This window comes from Achromobacter sp. Marseille-Q4954 (assembly GCF_943737025.1).
In the GTDB taxonomy this organism is placed as follows: domain Bacteria; phylum Pseudomonadota; class Gammaproteobacteria; order Burkholderiales; family Burkholderiaceae_B; genus Achromobacter; species Achromobacter bronchisepticus_A.
Genome location: NZ_CALSFQ010000004.1, coordinates 535,613 through 553,637 on the forward strand (window position 1 = coordinate 535,613; position 18,025 = coordinate 553,637).

Consider the following 18,025-nt stretch of genomic DNA (forward strand, 5'->3'; position numbering starts at 1 on the left):
AAGCGCCGCGCAGAATTGCCGGGATTCCCTTATCGGGACCGGTTGGCGTGGCCGGCCCCGGCCAGCCACGCCGACAGCGCGCAGGCGATCAACAGCAGCAACGTGGGATACAGCATGCTGAGATTGCGCATTTCACCAGGCGAACAGAACAGGAAGAACAGGGGCAGATTGATCGCCGCGGCTGTCGCGCCATGGTTGCGCAAGGCGGCAGGCAAGCTGCGCCATGCCTTGGCCAGCAGGCCGGCAAAGACAAGCATGAACACGATGCTGAAACCGCGCGGCAACAGAATGCCGTACGTGTTCTCAGTGCGGAACCAGTTGCCGGGATCCGCGTAGAACAGCAGGTTGTCCCATAGCTGGAAATCCACCGTCGTACCGGGATTTCCGGCATAGCGCAGCCGCATCGCCAGGTAGACGCAGCCGCCGACCAACATCAACGCGGAAACCAGGCCAGCCGCGCGCACGCGGTCCAAGTGCCCGCGCAGGAGCGGATAGAGCGCCGGCGTAAACCAGAAGAACGCCTCCTTGTTCCACGTCGCCAGCCCCGCCAGCGCCAGCAGGAGCGGCACCCGCCATGAACGCAGCGTTGTCATGCCCAGCGCAAGCGTCACGGCGCTCATGATGAAGAGCGCCTCGGTGAAGTCGTAGAAGTAGCCGCCCTCGGTCAGCATGAACGGCAAGAGCAAGGCCATGACCGCCGGCGCGGCGATCGCGGCCGGCGCCGTCGCCCCGACCCGCAGGCAGAGTGCGCGCATGACGTAAAGGCTGGCGACCAAGGCGAAGAAGGTCAGGTAATAGACGATGTAATAGCGCAAGGCGACTGCCGGCTTCAGGGCCTCTGATTCGGGATACTTCATCGCCAGGCTGGAGCGGCTGTTCACTTTCCGCGGGTCCGACAGGCTCTTGGAAATCCGCTCCACGCTTGCGGGCGGCAGCCAGGCCTGGACCTGATTGGCAATGGCGGGAAGCAGCTGGCGATAGACGTAGGGTCGAGCGGCGGTCCCTTCAACCATGTACGACAAGCCCAGCGAAGGATGGCCGTCGTTCAGGCGCCACTTCGTATAGAAGCCATTGAAGGAGGCCGCCGCCACCATCAGGAAAAAGAACAGCAACAGGAAACCGCTGTAGAAGCGGCTGCCGAAGAATCTCGTCATCATCGGATCGGCTTTTATTGAGAGAGTAGGAAGATGCCGAGGGCGATGAGCGCGGCGCCCGCCAGGCGATACGCGCCGAGTTCCTCGGCGCCTGAAAATGCCCCATACGCGAAGATGCCAAGTATGGATATGGCGACCATCAGCGGATACGCCAGCGTAAGGTCCAAGCGGCGCAGCGACAGCGCGTAAAAGCCAAAGCCCGCGCCGTATGAGGCGATGGCCAGGACATAAGTCGCGCCGCCCGGCACGCCGAACAAGGGCATGCCGCGGGACGTTCCCGCGATTTTCAAGGCAATGCTCGCAGCGACGCTGCACGCGCTGGCCAGGAATAGGAATAGGTATGCCATGGTTATCTGACCAGAAGGAAAACCGCGAGAGCCCAGGCGATCACCGCCAGGCGGATCGGCGCATCGGACAGCAAATCCCGGCCGGTGTCTTCCCCCGCCCCTTCCCGGTAGATCAGGTACAAGTATCGGAAAAGGCCGAAGGTCACGATGGGCAGGGTGATGATCAGATTGTCAGTGCCATGCATGGCTGCGGTCGTGGCATCCACGGTGTAGAGCCCGTAGGTCACCAGCGTCATGCTCACGGTTACCGCCATGAGCACGTCCAGCATCTGAGGCGAATAATGCCGCAGCACCTGACGCGTGGCCCCGTGCCCGGCGGCGTCCCCGGACAAGGCCGGGCCGAACTCCGCACGACGCTTCGCAAATCCCAGGAACAAAGTGAGCATGAACGAGCAAAGCAGCATCCAGCGCGACGGCGTGATGCCCACGGCGTAGGTTCCGCAGACCAGGCGGATCATGAATCCCGCCACGATGCAGAACACATCCACCAGGACCACATGCTTGAGCTTGAAGGTATACGCGATATTGAGGGCGAGATAGGCAGCCACGGCAGCCATCACCCCCCACAGGCCGAACCACGCGGGCAGCGACAGCGCCCCCGCAACCAATGCCGCCACCAGCATTCGGGCGCTGCGCAGGCTTACGCTTCCGCTCGCGATGGGGCGCATCTTCTTCCTGGGGTGACGCGCGTCGGCCTCGCGGTCGTGGTAGTCGTTGAACACGTAGACGGCGCTGGACGCCATGCAAAATGCCACGAATCCGATCGCGACGGCCATGACCAGGCCGAGATCGTTCCAGTAATGCCCGAACAGCAGCCCGACCAGCACGAATCCGTTCTTGAGCCACTGATGGGGCCGCAGCAGGGTCCATGCCGGCATCATCGAACCACCCTCTTCCCGTTGAGCCAGGCGCAATCCGCGGCCTTCAGCATCCAGGCATCGCCGCTGCTGTCTCCGTAAGCGTGCAGCGCGTAGTCGCCGATAGGCCCGAAACGCGCTTCCAGGCGCGCCACCTTCTCCGGCCCCCAGCAATTTGGCGTGCTGAAACGTCCGGTCAGGCGGCCTCCCTCCGTTTCCAACCCGGTGCAAATGAGCTCAGCCCCCAGGCCCCGGGCCACTTCCTCGAGATAGAGGTCGGGGGAAGCGCTGACGATCACCACCTGGTGCCCGGACTCTTGATGTGCCCGCAATCGAGCGAGCATGTCGGGCCGCAGCGCGATGCCAGGAATCCAACGGGCAGCCAGCGCCTTCAGGTCGGACTGCCTGCGGCCGCGCAACACGACGCTGCACAGGCGCTGTTTCGCGCGTTCCCTTCTGGCCATGCCATGGTCGCTGCCCCCCTGTCCGCACATGAGCAGCGCCAGGGCCGGAGACACCATGGCCAGGCCTAGCGCCAGCTTGGGCCACGACACTCGCGCCAGAAATGGGAGCAGCGTGTCCCGATAGGTCAGCGTTCCGTCGAAGTCGAAGGCCGCGACCACGGGCATGGCAGCTGAGGATGGAGGTTCTTGAGGCATTCTGAAAGCAAGAAAAAGGCCGATCCAGAAGTGGGACGGCTGCGCGAATCGCTCGAATTCACAAAGCTTCTTATTGTAACGGAGTGTGTGGATCCAAAGGATGTCGAACGACGCCAAGCGCCAAGTAAAAAAAAGGGTGCCCGAAGGCACCCGAATCCACCCTACAACAGCAACTACAACTGCATAACTCTCCTGCGATGCTTACGCGGCCTTCTGTTCCTTGCCGTGTTCGAACTGGGCTTCTTCCGTCGAACCGGTCAGCGCGGTGGTCGAGGACTGGCCGCCTTCGATGGTCTGCGTCACGGCGTCGAAGTAGCCGGTGCCGACTTCGCGCTGGTGCTTCACGGCGGTGAAGCCCATTTCAGCGGCGGCGAACTCCTTCTGCTGCAGTTCGACGAAGGCGCTCATCTGGCGGCGGGCGTAGCCGTGGGCCAGTTCGAACATGCCGTAGTTCAGCGCGTGGAAGCCGGCCAGCGTGATGAACTGGAACTTGTAGCCCATGGCACCCAGCTCGCGCTGGAACTTGGCGATGGTGCCGTCGTCCAGGTTCTTCTTCCAGTTGAACGAGGGCGAGCAGTTGTAGGCCAGCAGCTTGCCCGGGAACTGGCGATGGATGGCCTCGGCGAACTTGCGGGCGTACTCCAGGTTGGGCGTGGACGTTTCGCACCAGATCAGGTCGGCGTACGGCGCATAGGCCAGGCCGCGCGAGATGGCCTGGTCGATGCCGGCCTTGGTGCGGAAGAAGCCTTCAACGGTGCGCTCGCCGGTGATGAAGGGACGGTCGTTCTCGTCGACGTCGCTGGTCACCAGGTCGGCCGCGTCGGCGTCGGTGCGGGCCAGCAGCACGGTGGGCGTGCCCATCGTGTCGGCCGCCAGGCGCGCCGACACCAGCTTGGCGACGGCTTCGCGGGTCGGAACCAGCACCTTGCCGCCCATATGGCCGCACTTCTTGACCGAAGCCAGCTGGTCTTCGAAGTGCACGCCCGAGGCGCCGGCCTCGATCATGGCCTTCATCAGTTCGAATGCGTTCAGCACGCCGCCGAAACCGGCTTCGGCGTCCGCGACGATCGGGGCGAAGAAATCGATGTAGCCTTCGTCGCCCGGGTTCTTGCCTTCCATCCACTGGATCTGGTCGCAGCGGGTCAGCGAATTGTTGATGCGGCGGACCACTTGCGGCACCGAATTGGCGGGGTACAGCGACTGGTCGGGGTACATCTCGCCGGCCAGGTTGGCGTCGCCGGCAACCTGCCAGCCCGACAGGTAGATCGCCTTCAGGCCGGCCTTGACCTGCTGCATGGCCTGGTTGCCGGTCAGGGCGCCCAGCGAATTCACGAAAGGCTCGCTATGCAGCAGTTCCCACAGGCGGGTGGCGCCGCGGCGCGCCAGCGTGTGTTCCACGCCGATCGAGCCGCGCAGGCGGATGACGTCCTCGGCGCTGTAGTCGCGCTTGATGCCTTGCCAGCGGGCATTTTCGGCCCAGTCCTTCTGCAGATTGCGGATTTCGGTTTCGCGGTTGCTCATGTTGATGCTCCTGGTCAGTGATGGGAAGACTTCAAAAGATTCGCGTCCTGCGTTGCGTGAATCGTTGGACAAAGTCTATGCCTCTGCTGCGGAGCAATGTGGACTGATGTCTTATACAAGACGAAAAATATTATTCTTATAAATCAATGAATTACAAACTTGATTTCGTATTACGGAACGCAATTATCATCTGTGAAATGGGTTCCCGCTGCTGCGCAGCAGCGGCTTTCACATGACGAAGGTTACATTTCACAGTGTGGAAAATCGGGCTTTTTTCCTACCGCCTACAATGCGCTCATTCTTCAAGTTTCCGATGACTCCGCTATGACGCTGTCCCACGGCCCGCTGGGCCAGAGCGTGGCCTACGCCTCGCAATACGACCCCTCGCTGCTCTTCCCCATCGCGCGCTCGCACAATCGCGCGGCGCTGAACCTGGAAGCCGGCAAGCTGCCCTTCACCGGGGTGGACCTGTGGAATGCCTATGAGCTGTCCTGGCTGGACGCCAAGGGCAAGCCGCGCGTAGCCATGGCCACCTTCTCGGTGCCGGCCGACAGCCCCAACATCATCGAGTCCAAATCCTTCAAGCTGTACCTGAACTCGTTCAACCAGACCCGCCTGGTCAATTCGGCCGCCCTGCGCGGCCGCCTGGAACGCGACCTGAGCGCCGCCGCCGGCGCGCCGGTGGGGCTGGATTTCTTCCTGCCGCAGCGCTTCTCCGAATTGCGGATGGGCGAGATGGACGGCATCTATATAGACAAGCTGGACATCGAGATCGACACCTACGAGCCCGCGCCCGAAGTGCTGCGCACCCGCCCGGGCGACGTGGTCGAGGAAACGCTGGCCTCGCGCCTCCTGAAATCGAACTGCCCCGTCACCGGCCAGCCCGACTGGGCCAGCGTGCAGATCCGCTACCGGGGCGCGCCGATAGACCGCGAATCGCTGCTGCGCTACGTCGTCTCGTTCCGCCAACATGCGGAATTCCACGAGCATTGCGTGGAGCGCATCTTCAGCGACATCATGCAGGCCTGCCAGCCGGAGCAGCTGACGGTCTACGCGCGCTATACGCGCCGCGGCGGGCTGGACATCAACCCCTGGCGCAGCAACTTCGAAGCCGGGCCGCCGGCGGACGTGCGCACCGTCCGCCAGTAGGCGCCGGAAACCGCGTTACTTCACAAAGGGCTCGGGCCGCGGCGTGTCGTCGGCCGACGGCGGCAGCACCGGGTATTGGATCGCCGGCTGATCGCCCGTCAGGGTTTTCAGGAACGCCACGATCTGCGCGTTCTCGTCCGGCGTGAAAGTCCGGCCCAGCTGCAACCGGCCCATCACGTCCACCGCCTGCGTCAAGGTGGCCGCCTCGCCGTCATGGAAGTACGGATAGGTCAGCGCCACGTTGCGCAGCGTCGGCACCTTGAAGTTGAAGCGGTCGGCGTCCTTGCCCGTCACCGCCGCGCGGCCCTCGGCCTTGTTCTCGGTGACGTAGGGCGTGACCAGACCCATCTTCTGGAACGAATTGCCGCCCACCGCCACGCCGTTGTGGCAGGCCACGCAGCCGCTGTTCTTGAAGAGTTCATAGCCGGCCAGCTCGCGCACCGTCAGCGCCTTCTGGTCGCCGCGCAGCCACTGGTCGAAGCGCGAATTGGGCGTCACCAGCGTTTCCTCGAACGCGGCCAGGGCGCCGGTGACCTCGTCGATGGTGATGTCGTCCTTGCCGAAGACCTGCTTGAATTCCGCCCGATAGCCGGGGATGGAGTTCAGCACCTGCACCGCCAGTTCGTGGGTGGAGGCCATCTCCATGGGATTGGCGATGGGGCCGCCCGCCTGCTCGCGCAAGTCCTTGGCGCGGCCGTCCCAGAACTGGGCGATGTTCAGGCTGGAGTTGAGCACTGTCGGCGAATTGATCGAGCCCTGCTGCCACTTGTGGCCAATCGAGGCCTTGAGATTGTCCGCGCCGCCCATGCCCAGGTTGTGGCAGGAATTACAGGAAATCGCGCCGGAGCGGGACAGGCGCGGGTCAAAGAAGAGCTTCTTGCCCAGCTCGACCTTGGCCGGCTCCTTGATGACCGCCGGCTCCACCGGCTGTATCGGCTCTTGCGAGGCCGCGTGGGCCAGACCGATCCAACCGCCCAAGGCGACTCCCGCCGCCAGCAACGCGCTTGCCCTTCTCATTTCGCTTCTCCTGTGAATAACCTTTTTCCTATAAGGGTTATTACATCAGAGGGAAGCGGGTCGAACCTTGCGGCGGGTCAAACAGCCGGCCCCCGTGCAGAGGCCCGCCAGAATCAGGAGCGCGCAGCCGCCGACGCCGCGGCCGCGGGTTCCGCGCGCCGGGCCTGCACCGCGATCCATTGCGCCAGGAAGGCGGCGGCAGCGAATGCCACGCCCGCGCCCACCCAGGGGCCCTGGCGCAATCCGGCGTCCAGCAGCAGGCCAAATGCCAGCGGGCCCAGCGCCGAACCCACGTCCATGCCGGAATACACCAGCCCGTAGACGGATCCGGTCGATCCCTTGGGCGTGACGCGGCGGATCAGCATGTCGCGTGACGGCGCCGCAACGCCCGAGCAGAAGCCCGCCAGCGCCACCACAGGCGCGGCCAGGACCGCGGGCACCAGGCCCAGCGCCAGCACCACCAGCGTCAGGCCCGCCAGGATCAGGGCCACCATCACGGTGCGTTCGGTGCGCGGATTGGCCGACACCAGAAAGCCACCCGCGGCCATGCCCACGGCCGAAGCCACCATATAGCCGGACAGCGCCGAGCTGGCCGCGACCTTCGACAGGTCGTACAGTTGGCCCAGCAAGGGAATGGTGTAGTTCTGCACCGAGGACAGCGCGATGGAGGTGCACGCAAAGAACAGGAACGCGCCCCACAGCGCAGGCTTGGACAAAAGCGTGGCCAGCGTGGTCAGCACGCTTTCCTGTGGTTTCGCCGCGGGCTTGGCGGCAACCTTGCCGGCTTCCGCGTCCGCATGGTGCTCCAGAGGCGAAGGCCCGCCGATCAGGTCGCGGCCCAGCACCGTCAGCAGCAGGACCAGCGCCACCAGGCCGGCCGCGCTATAGGCCGCCACGCGCCAGTCCGCCAGCAAGGTGATGCTGGTCATGAACACCGGCGTCAGCGCCCAGCCCAGATTGCCCGTCAGCCCGTGCGTGGAGAAAGCGTGTCCCAGGCGCGGCGCGGAAATGCGATGGTTGATGATGGAATAGTCGGCGGGATGGAACACGGAGTTGCCGATGCCGCCCACGACCGCCGCCGCGATCAGCATGGCATAGCCGTTGGCCGACCCGATCAGCACGCCCGACAGCACGAAGCACGTCAGCCCGAACCACAGCACCGGCCGCGCGCCGATGCGGTCCACGACGAAGCCCGACGAGGCCTGGCCGATGCCGGACACCACGTAGAACGTTGACACCAGCAGCCCCAGGCGGGCGAAGTCCAGGCCGAACTCATTGCCCAGCGAGACATAAAGCGAGGGCAGGACCAGCTGGAAAAAGTGCGAGGAAGCGTGGGCCACCCCGATCAGCAGGATGATCTTCCAGTCGCGCCGGCGGGCGGCGGCGTCCAGGGCCAGGGTATTCGCAGCGGTGTTCATTGCGGGCGGCCGCGGTCAGCGGCAGGTAGCGCGGCGCCGGATGGGGCGGTGCGCGGGTTGTCTCCGGCAACGTCCGGATGCTCCGGGCGTTGGACTCTGAGGCGCCGTGCCGGACACGCCGGTGGATCGCTCTTGGTATTCAACGGCGGCCGCCTTGCGCGAGCCGGGCCGCCGTTCTGTCAAACAATAAATACGGACTCTGGACTACATGGCCTTTTCGCGGATGGCGGGCCAGGCGCGCTGCAGGTAATACAGCATCGACCACACCGTCAGCACCGCCGCCACGATGATCAGCACATCGCCCAGCAGGCGGGCGCTGATGCCGTAGATCGGCTGGTTGTACAGCAGGCACGGAATCGCCACCATCTGCGCGGCGGTCTTGAACTTGCCCAGCCGGTGCACCGCCACGCTGGCGCTGGCGCCGATCTTGGCCATCCATTCGCGCAGCGCGGAAATCGTGATTTCACGGCCGATGATGATCAGGGAAATAAAGGCGTCGACGCGGCTGAGGTCCAGCAGGACGATCAGGGCCGCGCAGACCATCAGCTTGTCGGCGACAGGATCCAGGAAGGCTCCGAACGCCGAGGTCTGGTTCCAGCGGCGGGCCAGCCAGCCGTCGAACCAGTCGGTCAACGCCGCAATAATGAAAGCCCAGGCGGCGAAAGTGTCGCGTACAGGGACCGACATCCAGCTTTCGGGCAGGTAGAACAGCCCGACCACCAGCGGAATCATGGCGATGCGCAGCCATGTCAGGATAATGGGTACATTAATTGGCATAGTGTCCGTATGCTACATCAAGAGCCCCCCCCCGAAGCGCCGGAGGCGCTTCCCCCCCAGGGGGGCGCCGCTGCGGACCGGCGGAGCCGAATCCGCGCGGCCCGGCTGGCGCTACGCCGGTTGCGGCGTCTGCGTCCGACGCTTTGAGGAAACAGGTGGTTGGGACTGGGGGCCTTTTTGCAGCCGGCGTTTTTGCACACCGGCATTTTTACAGCTGGCGGTGATGTGCGGCGGCATTACCGCAGCGCTTCATAGATGCGGATCGCCAGGTCTTGGGAGATGCCGTCGACCGAGGCCAGGTCTTCGATGCTTGCCGAGGCCACGCCGGAGAAGCCGCCGAAGCGGGCCAGCAGGCGCTGGCGGCGGCGGGCGCCAATGCCTTCTATTTCTTCCAGGCGAGAGACGTTGCGGGCCTTGGCGCGGCGGGCGCGCATGCCGGTGATGGCGAAGCGGTGGGCTTCGTCGCGCACCTGCGCGATCAGCATCAGCGCGGCGGATTCGCCGCCCAGCGCCACCGGCGGGCGGGCATCGGCAAACACCAGGGTTTCCAGGCCGACCTTGCGCCCTTCTCCCTTGGCTACGCCTACCAATGTCTGGATATCCAGGCCCAGTTCCACGAACACCTGGCGGGCGACTTCCACCTGGCCCTTGCCGCCGTCGATCAGCACCAGGCCTGGCATGGGCGCCTCGCCGTCCGCCACCTTGGCGAAGCGGCGGCTCAGCACCTGGCGCATCGCGGCGTAATCGTCGCCCGGCGTGATGCCGGCGATGTTGTAGCGGCGGTAAAGCGACGGCTGCATGTCGTGGTGTTCGAACACCACGCAGGACGCCTGGGTTGCTTCGCCGGCCGTGTGGCTGATGTCGAAGCATTCGATGCGCAACGCGTCGAGCGCCGCTTCGTCCGTGTCCAGGTCCAGCGCTTCGGCCAGCGCCAAGGTGCGGGCGGCGCGGGCGCCGGATTCGGTCAAGGCGCGAGCCAGGGCCATCTCGGCGTTTTTGCCCGCCTGCTCCAGCCAGGCGCGGCGCGCGCCTTGCGGGCGTGTCAACACGCGCGAAGGCCGGCCGCCAGCCTGCTCGACCAGCAGGCCGATCAGGTCGGGATCCGGCAAGGCGTGCGAACAGACCAGCACCGGCGGCATGGCATTGTCGGTGTAGTGCTGGGCGACGAAAGCCTCCAGCACCTGCGGCGCGGCTTCGCCTTCGGCGTGCGTGGGAAAGAACGGCTTGTCGCCCAGATGGCGGCCGCCCCGCACCATGGCCAGATTGACGCAGACCTTGCCGCCCGCGATCGCCACCGCAATGATGTCGGTGTCCTCGCCGCTGACGTTCTCCATGGTCTGCTGGTGCAGCACGCGCGCCAGCGACCCCATCTGATCGCGCAGCGCCGCCGCTTCCTCGAAGCGCAGTTCGCCGGCTGCCTGCTGCATCCGGCTTTCGATTTCACCCATCACGTCCTTGGCTTCCCCGTTGAGGAAGCGCACGGCGCGCTGTACGTCGCGCTCGTAGTCGGCGGCCTCGATCGCGCCGACGCAGGGCGCCGAACAGCGCCCGATCTGATGCAGCAAACAGGGCCGCGAACGGTTGGCGAAAACCGAGTCCTCACAGGTCCGCAGGCGGAATACCTTCTGCAGGATCTGGATGGTCTCGCGCACGGCCCAGGCGTTGGGGAACGGCCCGAAGTACTGCCCGCGCTTGTTGGTGGCGCCGCGGTAATAGGCGATGCGCGGCCAGTCATGGCCGGTGATCAGCAGGTAGGGATAAGACTTGTCGTCGCGGAACAGGATGTTGTAGCGCGGCTTCAGCGTCTTGATGAGGTTGTTTTCGAGGATCAGCGCTTCCGCTTCGGAGCGCGTCACCGTCACCTCCAGCCGCGCCACCTTCGCCACCATCTGGGCGATGCGGGGACTGGCCAGGTTCTTCTGGAAATACGACGAGACGCGCTTTTTCAGATCGCGCGCCTTGCCGACATACATGACCTCGCCGGCCGCATCCAGATGCCGGTAAACGCCCGGCAGATGCGGCAGGTCAGCCAGGAACGATTTGAGATTGAAGTCGTCGGGCATTCTGATAACGGCTTTCGGCCTGCAAGGTATCCCAGTCCGGCGCGTCAAAGCGCGGCATCAGGCGGCGGATGCGCTCGACGGACTCGGGCGCGTGCTCGAACTTCAGGCGTTCGAGCAATTCGTCCGCCAGGTCCGGCCGGTTGCACACCAGCACCATGTCGCAGCCGGCGCCCAGAGCCGCGTTGGCACGGTCCAGGATGTCGCCCGCGACCGAGGCGCCTTCCATGGTCAGGTCGTCCGAGAACACCACTCCATCGTAGCCCAGGCGGGTGCGCAGGATATCCTGCACCCAGCGCTTGGAGAAGCCGGCCGGGTGCTTGTCGACCTTGGGATAGATCACGTGCGCGGGCATCACCGACGGCAGCACCGCGTCGCCCAGCCACGCGTACGGCGCGGCGTCGTCCTTCAGGATCTTGTCCAAGGGACGCGGGTCCACCGGGATCTCGTGGTGCGAATCCGCTTCCACGAAACCATGGCCGGGAAAATGCTTGCCGCAAGCCGACATGCCCGCCAGCTGCAGGCCCTGGATCAGCGCGCGCGACAGCATCGTGACCACGCGCGGGTCCTGGTGGAAGGCGCGGGTGCCGATCACCTTGCTGACGCCATAGTCCAGGTCCAGCACCGGGGTGAAGCTCATGTCCACGCCGCAGGCGCGCAACTCGGCGGCCAGCACGTAGCCGGCTTCGGTCGCGAGGCGCATGGCCTGCAGCGGATCGCGGTCCCACAGCACGCCCAGGTCGCGCATGGCGGGCAGCGCCGTGAAGCCGTCTTCGCGGAAACGCTGCACGCGGCCGCCCTCATGGTCCACCAGGATCAGCAGGGGTTCCTTGCGGGCCTTGTGGATCTGGCGCGTCAGTTCGGTCAGTTGCTTGCGGCTTTCGAAGTTGCGCGCAAACAGAATCACGCCGCCCACCAGCGGGTGGCGCAGACGCTTCTTCTCCGCTTTCGTCAGCGAGTATCCCGCCACATCGACCATCACGGGGCCGGGCGGCAGGACCGCCCTGGATTTCTTCTTGGCCATGTCAGGCTGTCCTTCTGTCTAAGTCTGGCAAGCCGGCGGCGGACACGGGTCCGCGGGTCAGGGCTTGCGTTCGACCACCACGTAAGCGGCGGCCATGTCGGATTCGTCGGTAATGGAAACGTGGGCCGCGCCGAAACGCTGCTCATACCATGACAGCAGTTCGGGCGCGATCACCAGCACGGGACGCCCGCCGGGCGCATTCAGCGTCTGCACGCGCCGCCACGTCATGGGCATGCGCATGCCCAGGCCGATGGCCTTGGAAAACGCCTCCTTGGCCGCAAACCGCGTGGCCAGGAAACGCAGGCCGCGCACCGGGTCGCGGGCGCGGCGCGCGTGGAACTTCTGCAATTCTTCGACGCCCAGGATCTTTTCCGCGAAACGGTCGCCGTGGCGCGCCAGCGCGCGCTCGATGCGGTCGATGCGCAGCAGGTCCATGCCGATGCCGGCAATGGCGCCCGCGGGCGCGGCGGGGCGGGAAGCGTCAGACATGATTGTGAGCGCGCGTCCGGCGGCAGGCAGGACGCATCGGGTCCGCGGTCACAGCCCGCGCAGCGCTTGCAGGCGGGCCTGCACCATCAGCGCCTTCATGTCGCGCACCGCCTTTTCCCAGCCGTCGAACACCGCCTGCGCCACGATGGCGTGGCCGATGTTGAGTTCGGAAATGCCTTCCAGCGCGGCCACCGGCTTGACGTTGCCGTAGTGCAGGCCATGGCCTGCGTTCACGCGCAAGCCGTGGCGCAGCCCTTCGGTCACGGCCAGGCGCAGGCGCTGCAGTTCGGCCTCGGCGGCCTCGCCTTCAGCTTCGGCGTAGGCGCCGGTATGCAATTCGATCACCGGCGCGCCGGCCTTGGCCGCAGCCGCGATCTGCACCGGATCCGGATCGATGAAAAGCGACACGCGGATGCCAGCCTCGGCCAGCAGGCCCACCGCATCCGATACGGGGCCCATGGCGCCAGCGACTTCCAGGCCGCCTTCGGTCGTGAGTTCGGTGCGCTTTTCAGGCACCAGGCAGACGTCATTCGGCTTGACCGCGCAGGCGATCTCCAGCATTTCCGCCGTCACCGCGCATTCCAGGTTCATGCGCGTGCGCAGTTGCGGACGCATGGCATAGACGTCCTTGTCCTGGATATGGCGCCGGTCTTCGCGCAGATGCAGCGTGATCAGGTCGGCGCCGGCGTCCTCCGCGCGCAACGCGGCGAGCACCGGGTCCGGATAGGTCGTGTGGCGTTGTTGCCGCAGCGTGGCAACGTGATCGATGTTTACACCAAGTTCTATCATTGCACTTTCGTTGTTTCTTCCCAGCCGCCGCCCAGGGCCTTGTAGAGCTCCACGCGGTTGATCAGCGCAGCCAGTCCAGTCTGGACCAGCGCGAGCTGGGCATTGAAAAAGTCCACCTGCGCGGTCTGCACCTGCAGGTAGCTGTCGATACCATTGGTATAGCGCAGATTCGACAGTTCCAGCGTGCGGCCGGACGCATCCTGCAAGGCGCGCTGGGCATCCAGTTGCGCCCCGTAGGTGGCTTCGCCCGCCAGCGCGTCCGACACTTCGCGGAACGCCTGCTGGATGGACTGTTCGTATTGCGCCACGGCGATATTGTCGCGCGCCTTGGCCAGGTTCAGCCCTTCGCGGATACTGCCGCCGGCGAACAGCGGCGTGGTGATCGACGGCGAGAAGCTCCAATAGCCCTGGCCGCCCTTGAACAGGTCGCCCAACGAGGGGCTGGCCACGCCCAGCAGGCCGGTCAGCGAGATGGTCGGGAAGAACGCCGCGCGCGCCGCGCCGATATTGGCGTTGGCGGACAGCAGCTGGTTCTCCGCGGCCATGATGTCCGGACGGCGCTCCAGCAGATCGGACGGCAGGCCTGCGGGCACCGTCGCCAGCAGCTGGTCGCGGCCGAACACGGCCGGCGCCGGTAGGTCCGGCGGCAAGGGCGCGCCGACCAGCAGCACCAGGGCGTTCATGGCCTGGGCCTGGGCGCGGGCCAGTTGCGCCAGGTCGGACGAGGCCGTATCCAGCAGCGTCTTGGCCTGGTTCAGATCCAGCTCCGAAGCCACGCCGCCGTCGAAACGGCGCTTGACCAGGTCGTAGGATTCCTGGCGCGAGGCCAGGGTGCGCTTGGTCAGGTCCAGCTGGACCTCGGCCGCGCGCAGGTTGAAATACGACTGCGCAACCGAACCCACCAGCGTGATGTGCACGCTCTTCTGCGCCTGCTCCGTCGACAGGTACTGCTGGTACGCCGCTTCGGACAGATTGCGCAGGCGGCCGAACAGGTCGATCTCGAAGGTGGTCAGGCCGATGCCCGCCTGGTAGGAACTGCTGATGGAGCCAGCACCTTGCGCCCGCATGTTCTGCGGCAAATGCTGGCGCTGGCCCTGGATGCCGGCGCCGATGCTGGGCCATTGCGCGCCGCGCTGGACGCCGTACTGGGCGCGGGCCTCTTCCACCCGCTGCACCGCCACGCGCAGGTCGCGGTTGTTGACCAGCGCCAGCTCGATCAGGCTTTGCAGGCGCGGATCACGGAAGAACTCGCGCCAGCCCAGATTGGCCGCGGGCGTGCCGTCCTGCGGCATGACAGCGGTGGACGGCTGGGTGCCCAGCGAGGTGGGCTTGGCGTAGCCGCCGTATTGCACCTTGGGCTGGTCGGGCCACGTGCCGGAAACCGGCGCATCGGGGCGCTTGTAATCAGGCGCCAGCGAGCAGCCGGCCAACGCCACCGCCACGAAAGCGGACAAGGCGGTCTGTTTGAACTTCAGGGCTTTCATTCCTTGCCCTCCTGGCCACCGTTGGGTTGTGCGGGATGTTGCGCGGGCGCGTCCGGCGCAGCCTGCCCGGCGGCAGCCTTCTTGGCCGCCTGCTCTTCTTCGAAGGCGCGCAGTTCGGCGCCCAGCAGGCGCGGACGGGTCTTGAACAGGCCCAGCACCACCACGAAGAACGTCGGCACGAAAATCACCGCGAACGGCGTGGCGGCCAACATGCCGCCCAGCACGCCCAGACCCACGGCGCGCTGGCTGGCGGCGCCAGCGCCGGTCGCCATGGCCAGGGGCACCACGCCCAGGATGAAGGCCAGCGAGGTCATCAGGATGGGACGGAACCGCAACCTCGCAGCTTCCACCGCGGACTCGTACAGCCCCATGCCGCGGGCGTACTGGTCCTTGGCGAATTCCACGATAAGAATGGCGTTCTTGGCCGCCAAGCCGATCACGGTCACCATGCCCACCTGGAAGTACACGTCGTTGGACATGCCCAGCGCGCTGATCAGCGCCACCGCGCCCAGCATGCCCAGCGGCACCACCAGCATCACCGAAATCGGGATGGCCCAGCTTTCATACAGGGCGGCCAGCACCAGGAACACCACCAGCAGCGACAGGCCCATCAGGATCGGAGCCTGGTTGCCAGCCTGGCGTTCCTGATACGAAAGGCCGTTCCACTCGTAGCCGAAGCCCTGTGGCAACTGGCCCACCAGGCGTTCCATCTCGGCCATCGCCTCGCCCGTGGTGTAGCCAGGGGCGGCGTTGCCGCTGATGCGCATGGACTCGTAACTGTTGTAGCGCACCACCTGCACCGGGCCCTGCTTCCATTCGGCCCTGACGAAGGTGGACAGCGGCACCATGCCACCCTGGCTGTTGCGCGCATTCAGCTGCAGCACGTCATTGAGCTGCATGCGGTACGGCGCGTCGGCCTGCACCCAGATGTTCTGCATCCGGCCCAGGTTGGGGAACTTGCTCAGGTAGGCGGAGCCGACCGCGGTGGAAATCAGCGAGGCGGCCTCGTTGAAGTCCACGCCCAGCGCGGCCGCCTTGTCGCGGTCGATGGTCAGGCTGAGCTGCGCGCCCGGTCCGAGGCCGGTGATGCGCACCTGCGACAGCACGGGGCTCTTCATGACCAGGCCCATGAGTTCGCCGGTGGCCGAGGCCAGGGCGGCCGAACCCGCCGCGCCGCGATCCTGCAGGCGGAAGTCGAAGCCGGTGGCGTTGCCCAGGGACGAAATGGCGGGCGGCACCAAGGTGAACACCTGCGCGTCATGGATGCCCATCAACTGCTTTTCGAAGGCATGGAAGGCAATGGCGCCCGCCGAGTCCTGGCGCGACTTGCGCTCGCTGAAGTCTTTCAGCGTGACGAAGGCGATAGCGGCGTTCAGGCCGTTGCCGTTGAAGCTGTAGCCCTGCACCGCGATGATGTTCTCGACCGCGGGCACGTCCGAGAAGTACTTCTCGACCTGCTCGATGACCTCGACCGTGCGGTTGGCCGTGGCGCCGGTGGGCAGCTCGATGTTGCTGACCACGTAGCCCTGGTCTTCCTCGGGCAGGAAGGACGAAGGCAGGCGCAGGTACAGCCAGCCCAGCAGCACGACCAGCAGCAGGAACGCCAGCATCATGCGGCCGCCCTTGTGCAGGATGCGCGACACCCAGTTCTGGTAGTTGTGGGTGGTGGCGTCGAACTTGCGGTTGAACCAGCCGAAGAAGCCCTTCTTGTCCTCGTGGTGGCCCTTGGGCACCGGTTTGAGGATGGTGGCGCACAGCGCCGGCGTGAAGGTCAGGGCCAGCAGCGCCGAGAAGAAGATCGACACGGCCATCGCGATCGAGAACTGGCGATAGATCACGCCCACCGAACCGCTCATGAAGGCCAGCGGCAGGAACACCGTCACCAGCACCAGCGTAATGCCGATGATGGCGCCGCTGATCTGCGGCATGGCTTTCTTGGTGGCTTCTTTCGGTGGCAATCCCTCTGTGGACATGATCCGCTCGACGTTCTCCACCACCACGATGGCATCGTCCACCAGAATCCCGATGGCCAGCACCATGGCGAACATGGTCAGCACGTTGATGGAGAAGCCCAGCGCCAGCATCACCGCGAACGCCCCCAGCATGGCCACCGGCACCACCAGGGCCGGTATCAGGGTATAGCGGACGTTCTGCAGGAACAGGTACATCACCAGGAACACCAGCACCATGGCTTCCGCCAGGGTGTGGACCACCTGCTCGATGGACACCTTCACGTAGGGCGCGGTGTCGTACGGAATGGAATAGGTGATGTTGCCCGGGAAGTACTTGGACAGTTCCTGCATCTGCTGGCGCACGCCCTGGGCGGTGGCCAGCGCGTTGGCGTTGGGCGACAGCACGATGGCGAATGCGGCCGTCGGCTTGCCGTTCAGGCGGGCGCCGAACTGGTAGTTGTCCGCGCCGACTTCGATGCGGGCGACGTCGCGCAGCAGCACCTGGGAGCCGTCGGTATTGGCGCGCAGGACGATCTTGCCGAAGCCCTCCACCGTACTCAGCTGGCCGTTGGCCGTGACCGTGGCGGTGATGCGCTGCGAATCCGGGTTGGGCGGCGCGCCGATGCTGCCGCCGGAAATCACCACGTTCTGCTGGGCGATGGCCTGGTTGACCTGCGACATGCTCAGGTTGAAGCCGACCAGCTTGGCGGGATCGACCCACACGCGCATGGCGCGCGGCGCCGCGAACAGCTGGAACTGGCCCACGCCGGGCACGCGGGAAACCGGGTTCTTGATGTTGCGGGTGATGTAGTCGGCCAGCGCCGTCTGGTCCAGGGAACCGTCGGTGGAGGACACCGCCGCCACCATCAGGAAGCCGGTACTGGTCTGCTCATACTGCAGGCCCTGCTGCTGCACGGCGGTGGGCAGCTGCGCGACCACGTTGGACACGCGGTTCTGCACGTCCACCTGCGCAAGGTCCGGATTCGTGCCCGGAGCGAAGGACGCGGTGATGGTCGAAGTGCCGTAGGAATCGCTGACCGACTCGTAGTAGATCAGGCCCTTGGCGCCGTTGAGCTGGTCTTCGATGATACTGGTGACCTGCTCGGCCACTTCGTTGGCCGAAGCGCCGGGATAGGTAGCCGTGATCGTGATCGCGGGCGGCGCCACGTCCGGGTACTGCGAAATCGGCATGTTCGGGATCGCCAGCACCCCGGCCAGCAGGATGAACAGGGCGACTACCCAAGCGAAAATCGGTCTATCAATAAAAAATTGCGGCATGTGGGCTGACTCTGAAAGCGATGCTCACCAAAGAGGAACGCGGCGCCTGC

Annotated in this window: 15 protein-coding genes; 1 reads left to right on the forward strand and 14 read right to left on the reverse strand. The window is 65.5% G+C overall.

Annotated features, from left to right (window positions below; translation table 11 throughout):
- Positions 1 to 29: 29 nt before the first annotated feature.
- From NGK62_RS30775 to aceA, 5 genes are all read right to left on the reverse strand, one after another.
- Positions 30 to 1,157, reverse strand: a complete 1,128-nt coding sequence (locus tag NGK62_RS30775; protein ID WP_251881891.1) for a hypothetical protein — start codon at positions 1,155 to 1,157, stop codon at positions 30 to 32.
- An 11-nt stretch (positions 1,158 to 1,168) separates the two neighbouring features.
- Positions 1,169 to 1,501, reverse strand: coding sequence for a DMT family transporter (locus NGK62_RS30780; protein ID WP_118932517.1), 333 nt, complete (start codon positions 1,499 to 1,501; stop codon positions 1,169 to 1,171).
- Positions 1,502 to 1,503: 2 nt separating this feature from the next.
- Positions 1,504 to 2,382 carry a decaprenyl-phosphate phosphoribosyltransferase gene (locus NGK62_RS30785; RefSeq protein ID WP_251881893.1) on the reverse strand — a complete coding sequence of 293 codons (879 nt, stop codon included), beginning with the start codon at positions 2,380 to 2,382 and terminating at the stop codon, positions 1,504 to 1,506.
- Positions 2,379 to 2,987, reverse strand: coding sequence for an HAD family hydrolase (locus tag NGK62_RS30790; RefSeq protein ID WP_251881895.1), 609 nt, complete (start codon positions 2,985 to 2,987; stop codon positions 2,379 to 2,381). Before NGK62_RS30790 ends, NGK62_RS30785 begins: the two co-directional genes overlap by 4 nt.
- Before the next feature lie 231 nt (positions 2,988 to 3,218).
- Positions 3,219 to 4,538 carry an isocitrate lyase gene (aceA, locus tag NGK62_RS30795; RefSeq protein WP_042794353.1) on the reverse strand — a complete coding sequence of 440 codons (1,320 nt, stop codon included), beginning with the start codon at positions 4,536 to 4,538 and terminating at the stop codon, positions 3,219 to 3,221.
- Between the two features lie 324 nt (positions 4,539 to 4,862).
- Between aceA and queF the strand changes: the two genes are divergently transcribed.
- The gene (queF, locus tag NGK62_RS30800) at positions 4,863 to 5,687 is read left to right on the forward strand and encodes an NADPH-dependent 7-cyano-7-deazaguanine reductase QueF (RefSeq protein ID WP_059372432.1); all 825 of its coding nucleotides are present in this window, start codon (positions 4,863 to 4,865) and stop codon (positions 5,685 to 5,687) included.
- Between the two features lie 15 nt (positions 5,688 to 5,702).
- On the opposite strand, the gene NGK62_RS30805 is transcribed toward queF, so the two are convergent.
- The 9 genes from NGK62_RS30805 to NGK62_RS30845 all read right to left on the reverse strand — a co-directional run bounded on the left by NGK62_RS30805 (position 5,703) and on the right by NGK62_RS30845 (position 17,975).
- Entirely contained in the window at positions 5,703 to 6,704 is a 1,002-nt protein-coding gene (locus NGK62_RS30805; RefSeq protein ID WP_118932518.1) for a cytochrome-c peroxidase, read from the reverse strand.
- Positions 6,705 to 6,817: 113 nt separating this feature from the next.
- Positions 6,818 to 8,122, reverse strand: a complete 1,305-nt coding sequence (locus NGK62_RS30810) for an MFS transporter (protein WP_251881897.1) — start codon at positions 8,120 to 8,122, stop codon at positions 6,818 to 6,820.
- Between the two features lie 204 nt (positions 8,123 to 8,326).
- Positions 8,327 to 8,899, reverse strand: a complete 573-nt coding sequence (pgsA, locus tag NGK62_RS30815; RefSeq protein WP_059372426.1) for a CDP-diacylglycerol--glycerol-3-phosphate 3-phosphatidyltransferase — start codon at positions 8,897 to 8,899, stop codon at positions 8,327 to 8,329.
- 236 nt (positions 8,900 to 9,135) lie between these two features.
- Complete coding sequence (uvrC, locus tag NGK62_RS30820) at positions 9,136 to 10,962, reverse strand: excinuclease ABC subunit UvrC (RefSeq protein ID WP_059372423.1); 1,827 nt, start codon at positions 10,960 to 10,962, stop codon at positions 9,136 to 9,138.
- Positions 10,925 to 11,983, reverse strand: a complete 1,059-nt coding sequence (gene nagZ, locus NGK62_RS30825; protein WP_059372421.1) for a beta-N-acetylhexosaminidase — start codon at positions 11,981 to 11,983, stop codon at positions 10,925 to 10,927. Before nagZ ends, uvrC begins: the two co-directional genes overlap by 38 nt.
- Before the next feature lie 57 nt (positions 11,984 to 12,040).
- Positions 12,041 to 12,472 (reverse strand): holo-ACP synthase, encoded by a 432-nt coding sequence (gene acpS / locus NGK62_RS30830; protein WP_059372419.1) that lies wholly within the window; start codon positions 12,470 to 12,472, stop codon positions 12,041 to 12,043.
- A 48-nt stretch (positions 12,473 to 12,520) separates the two neighbouring features.
- Positions 12,521 to 13,261 (reverse strand): pyridoxine 5'-phosphate synthase, encoded by a 741-nt coding sequence (pdxJ, locus tag NGK62_RS30835; RefSeq protein ID WP_059372417.1) that lies wholly within the window; start codon positions 13,259 to 13,261, stop codon positions 12,521 to 12,523.
- Positions 13,258 to 14,745: an efflux transporter outer membrane subunit gene (locus NGK62_RS30840; RefSeq protein ID WP_059372413.1), complete on the reverse strand. Its 1,488-nt coding sequence runs from the start codon at positions 14,743 to 14,745 to the stop codon at positions 13,258 to 13,260. Before NGK62_RS30840 ends, pdxJ begins: the two co-directional genes overlap by 4 nt.
- Entirely contained in the window at positions 14,742 to 17,975 is a 3,234-nt protein-coding gene (locus NGK62_RS30845; RefSeq protein ID WP_059372411.1) for a multidrug efflux RND transporter permease subunit, read from the reverse strand. Before NGK62_RS30845 ends, NGK62_RS30840 begins: the two co-directional genes overlap by 4 nt.
- Positions 17,976 to 18,025 lie beyond the last annotated feature (50 nt).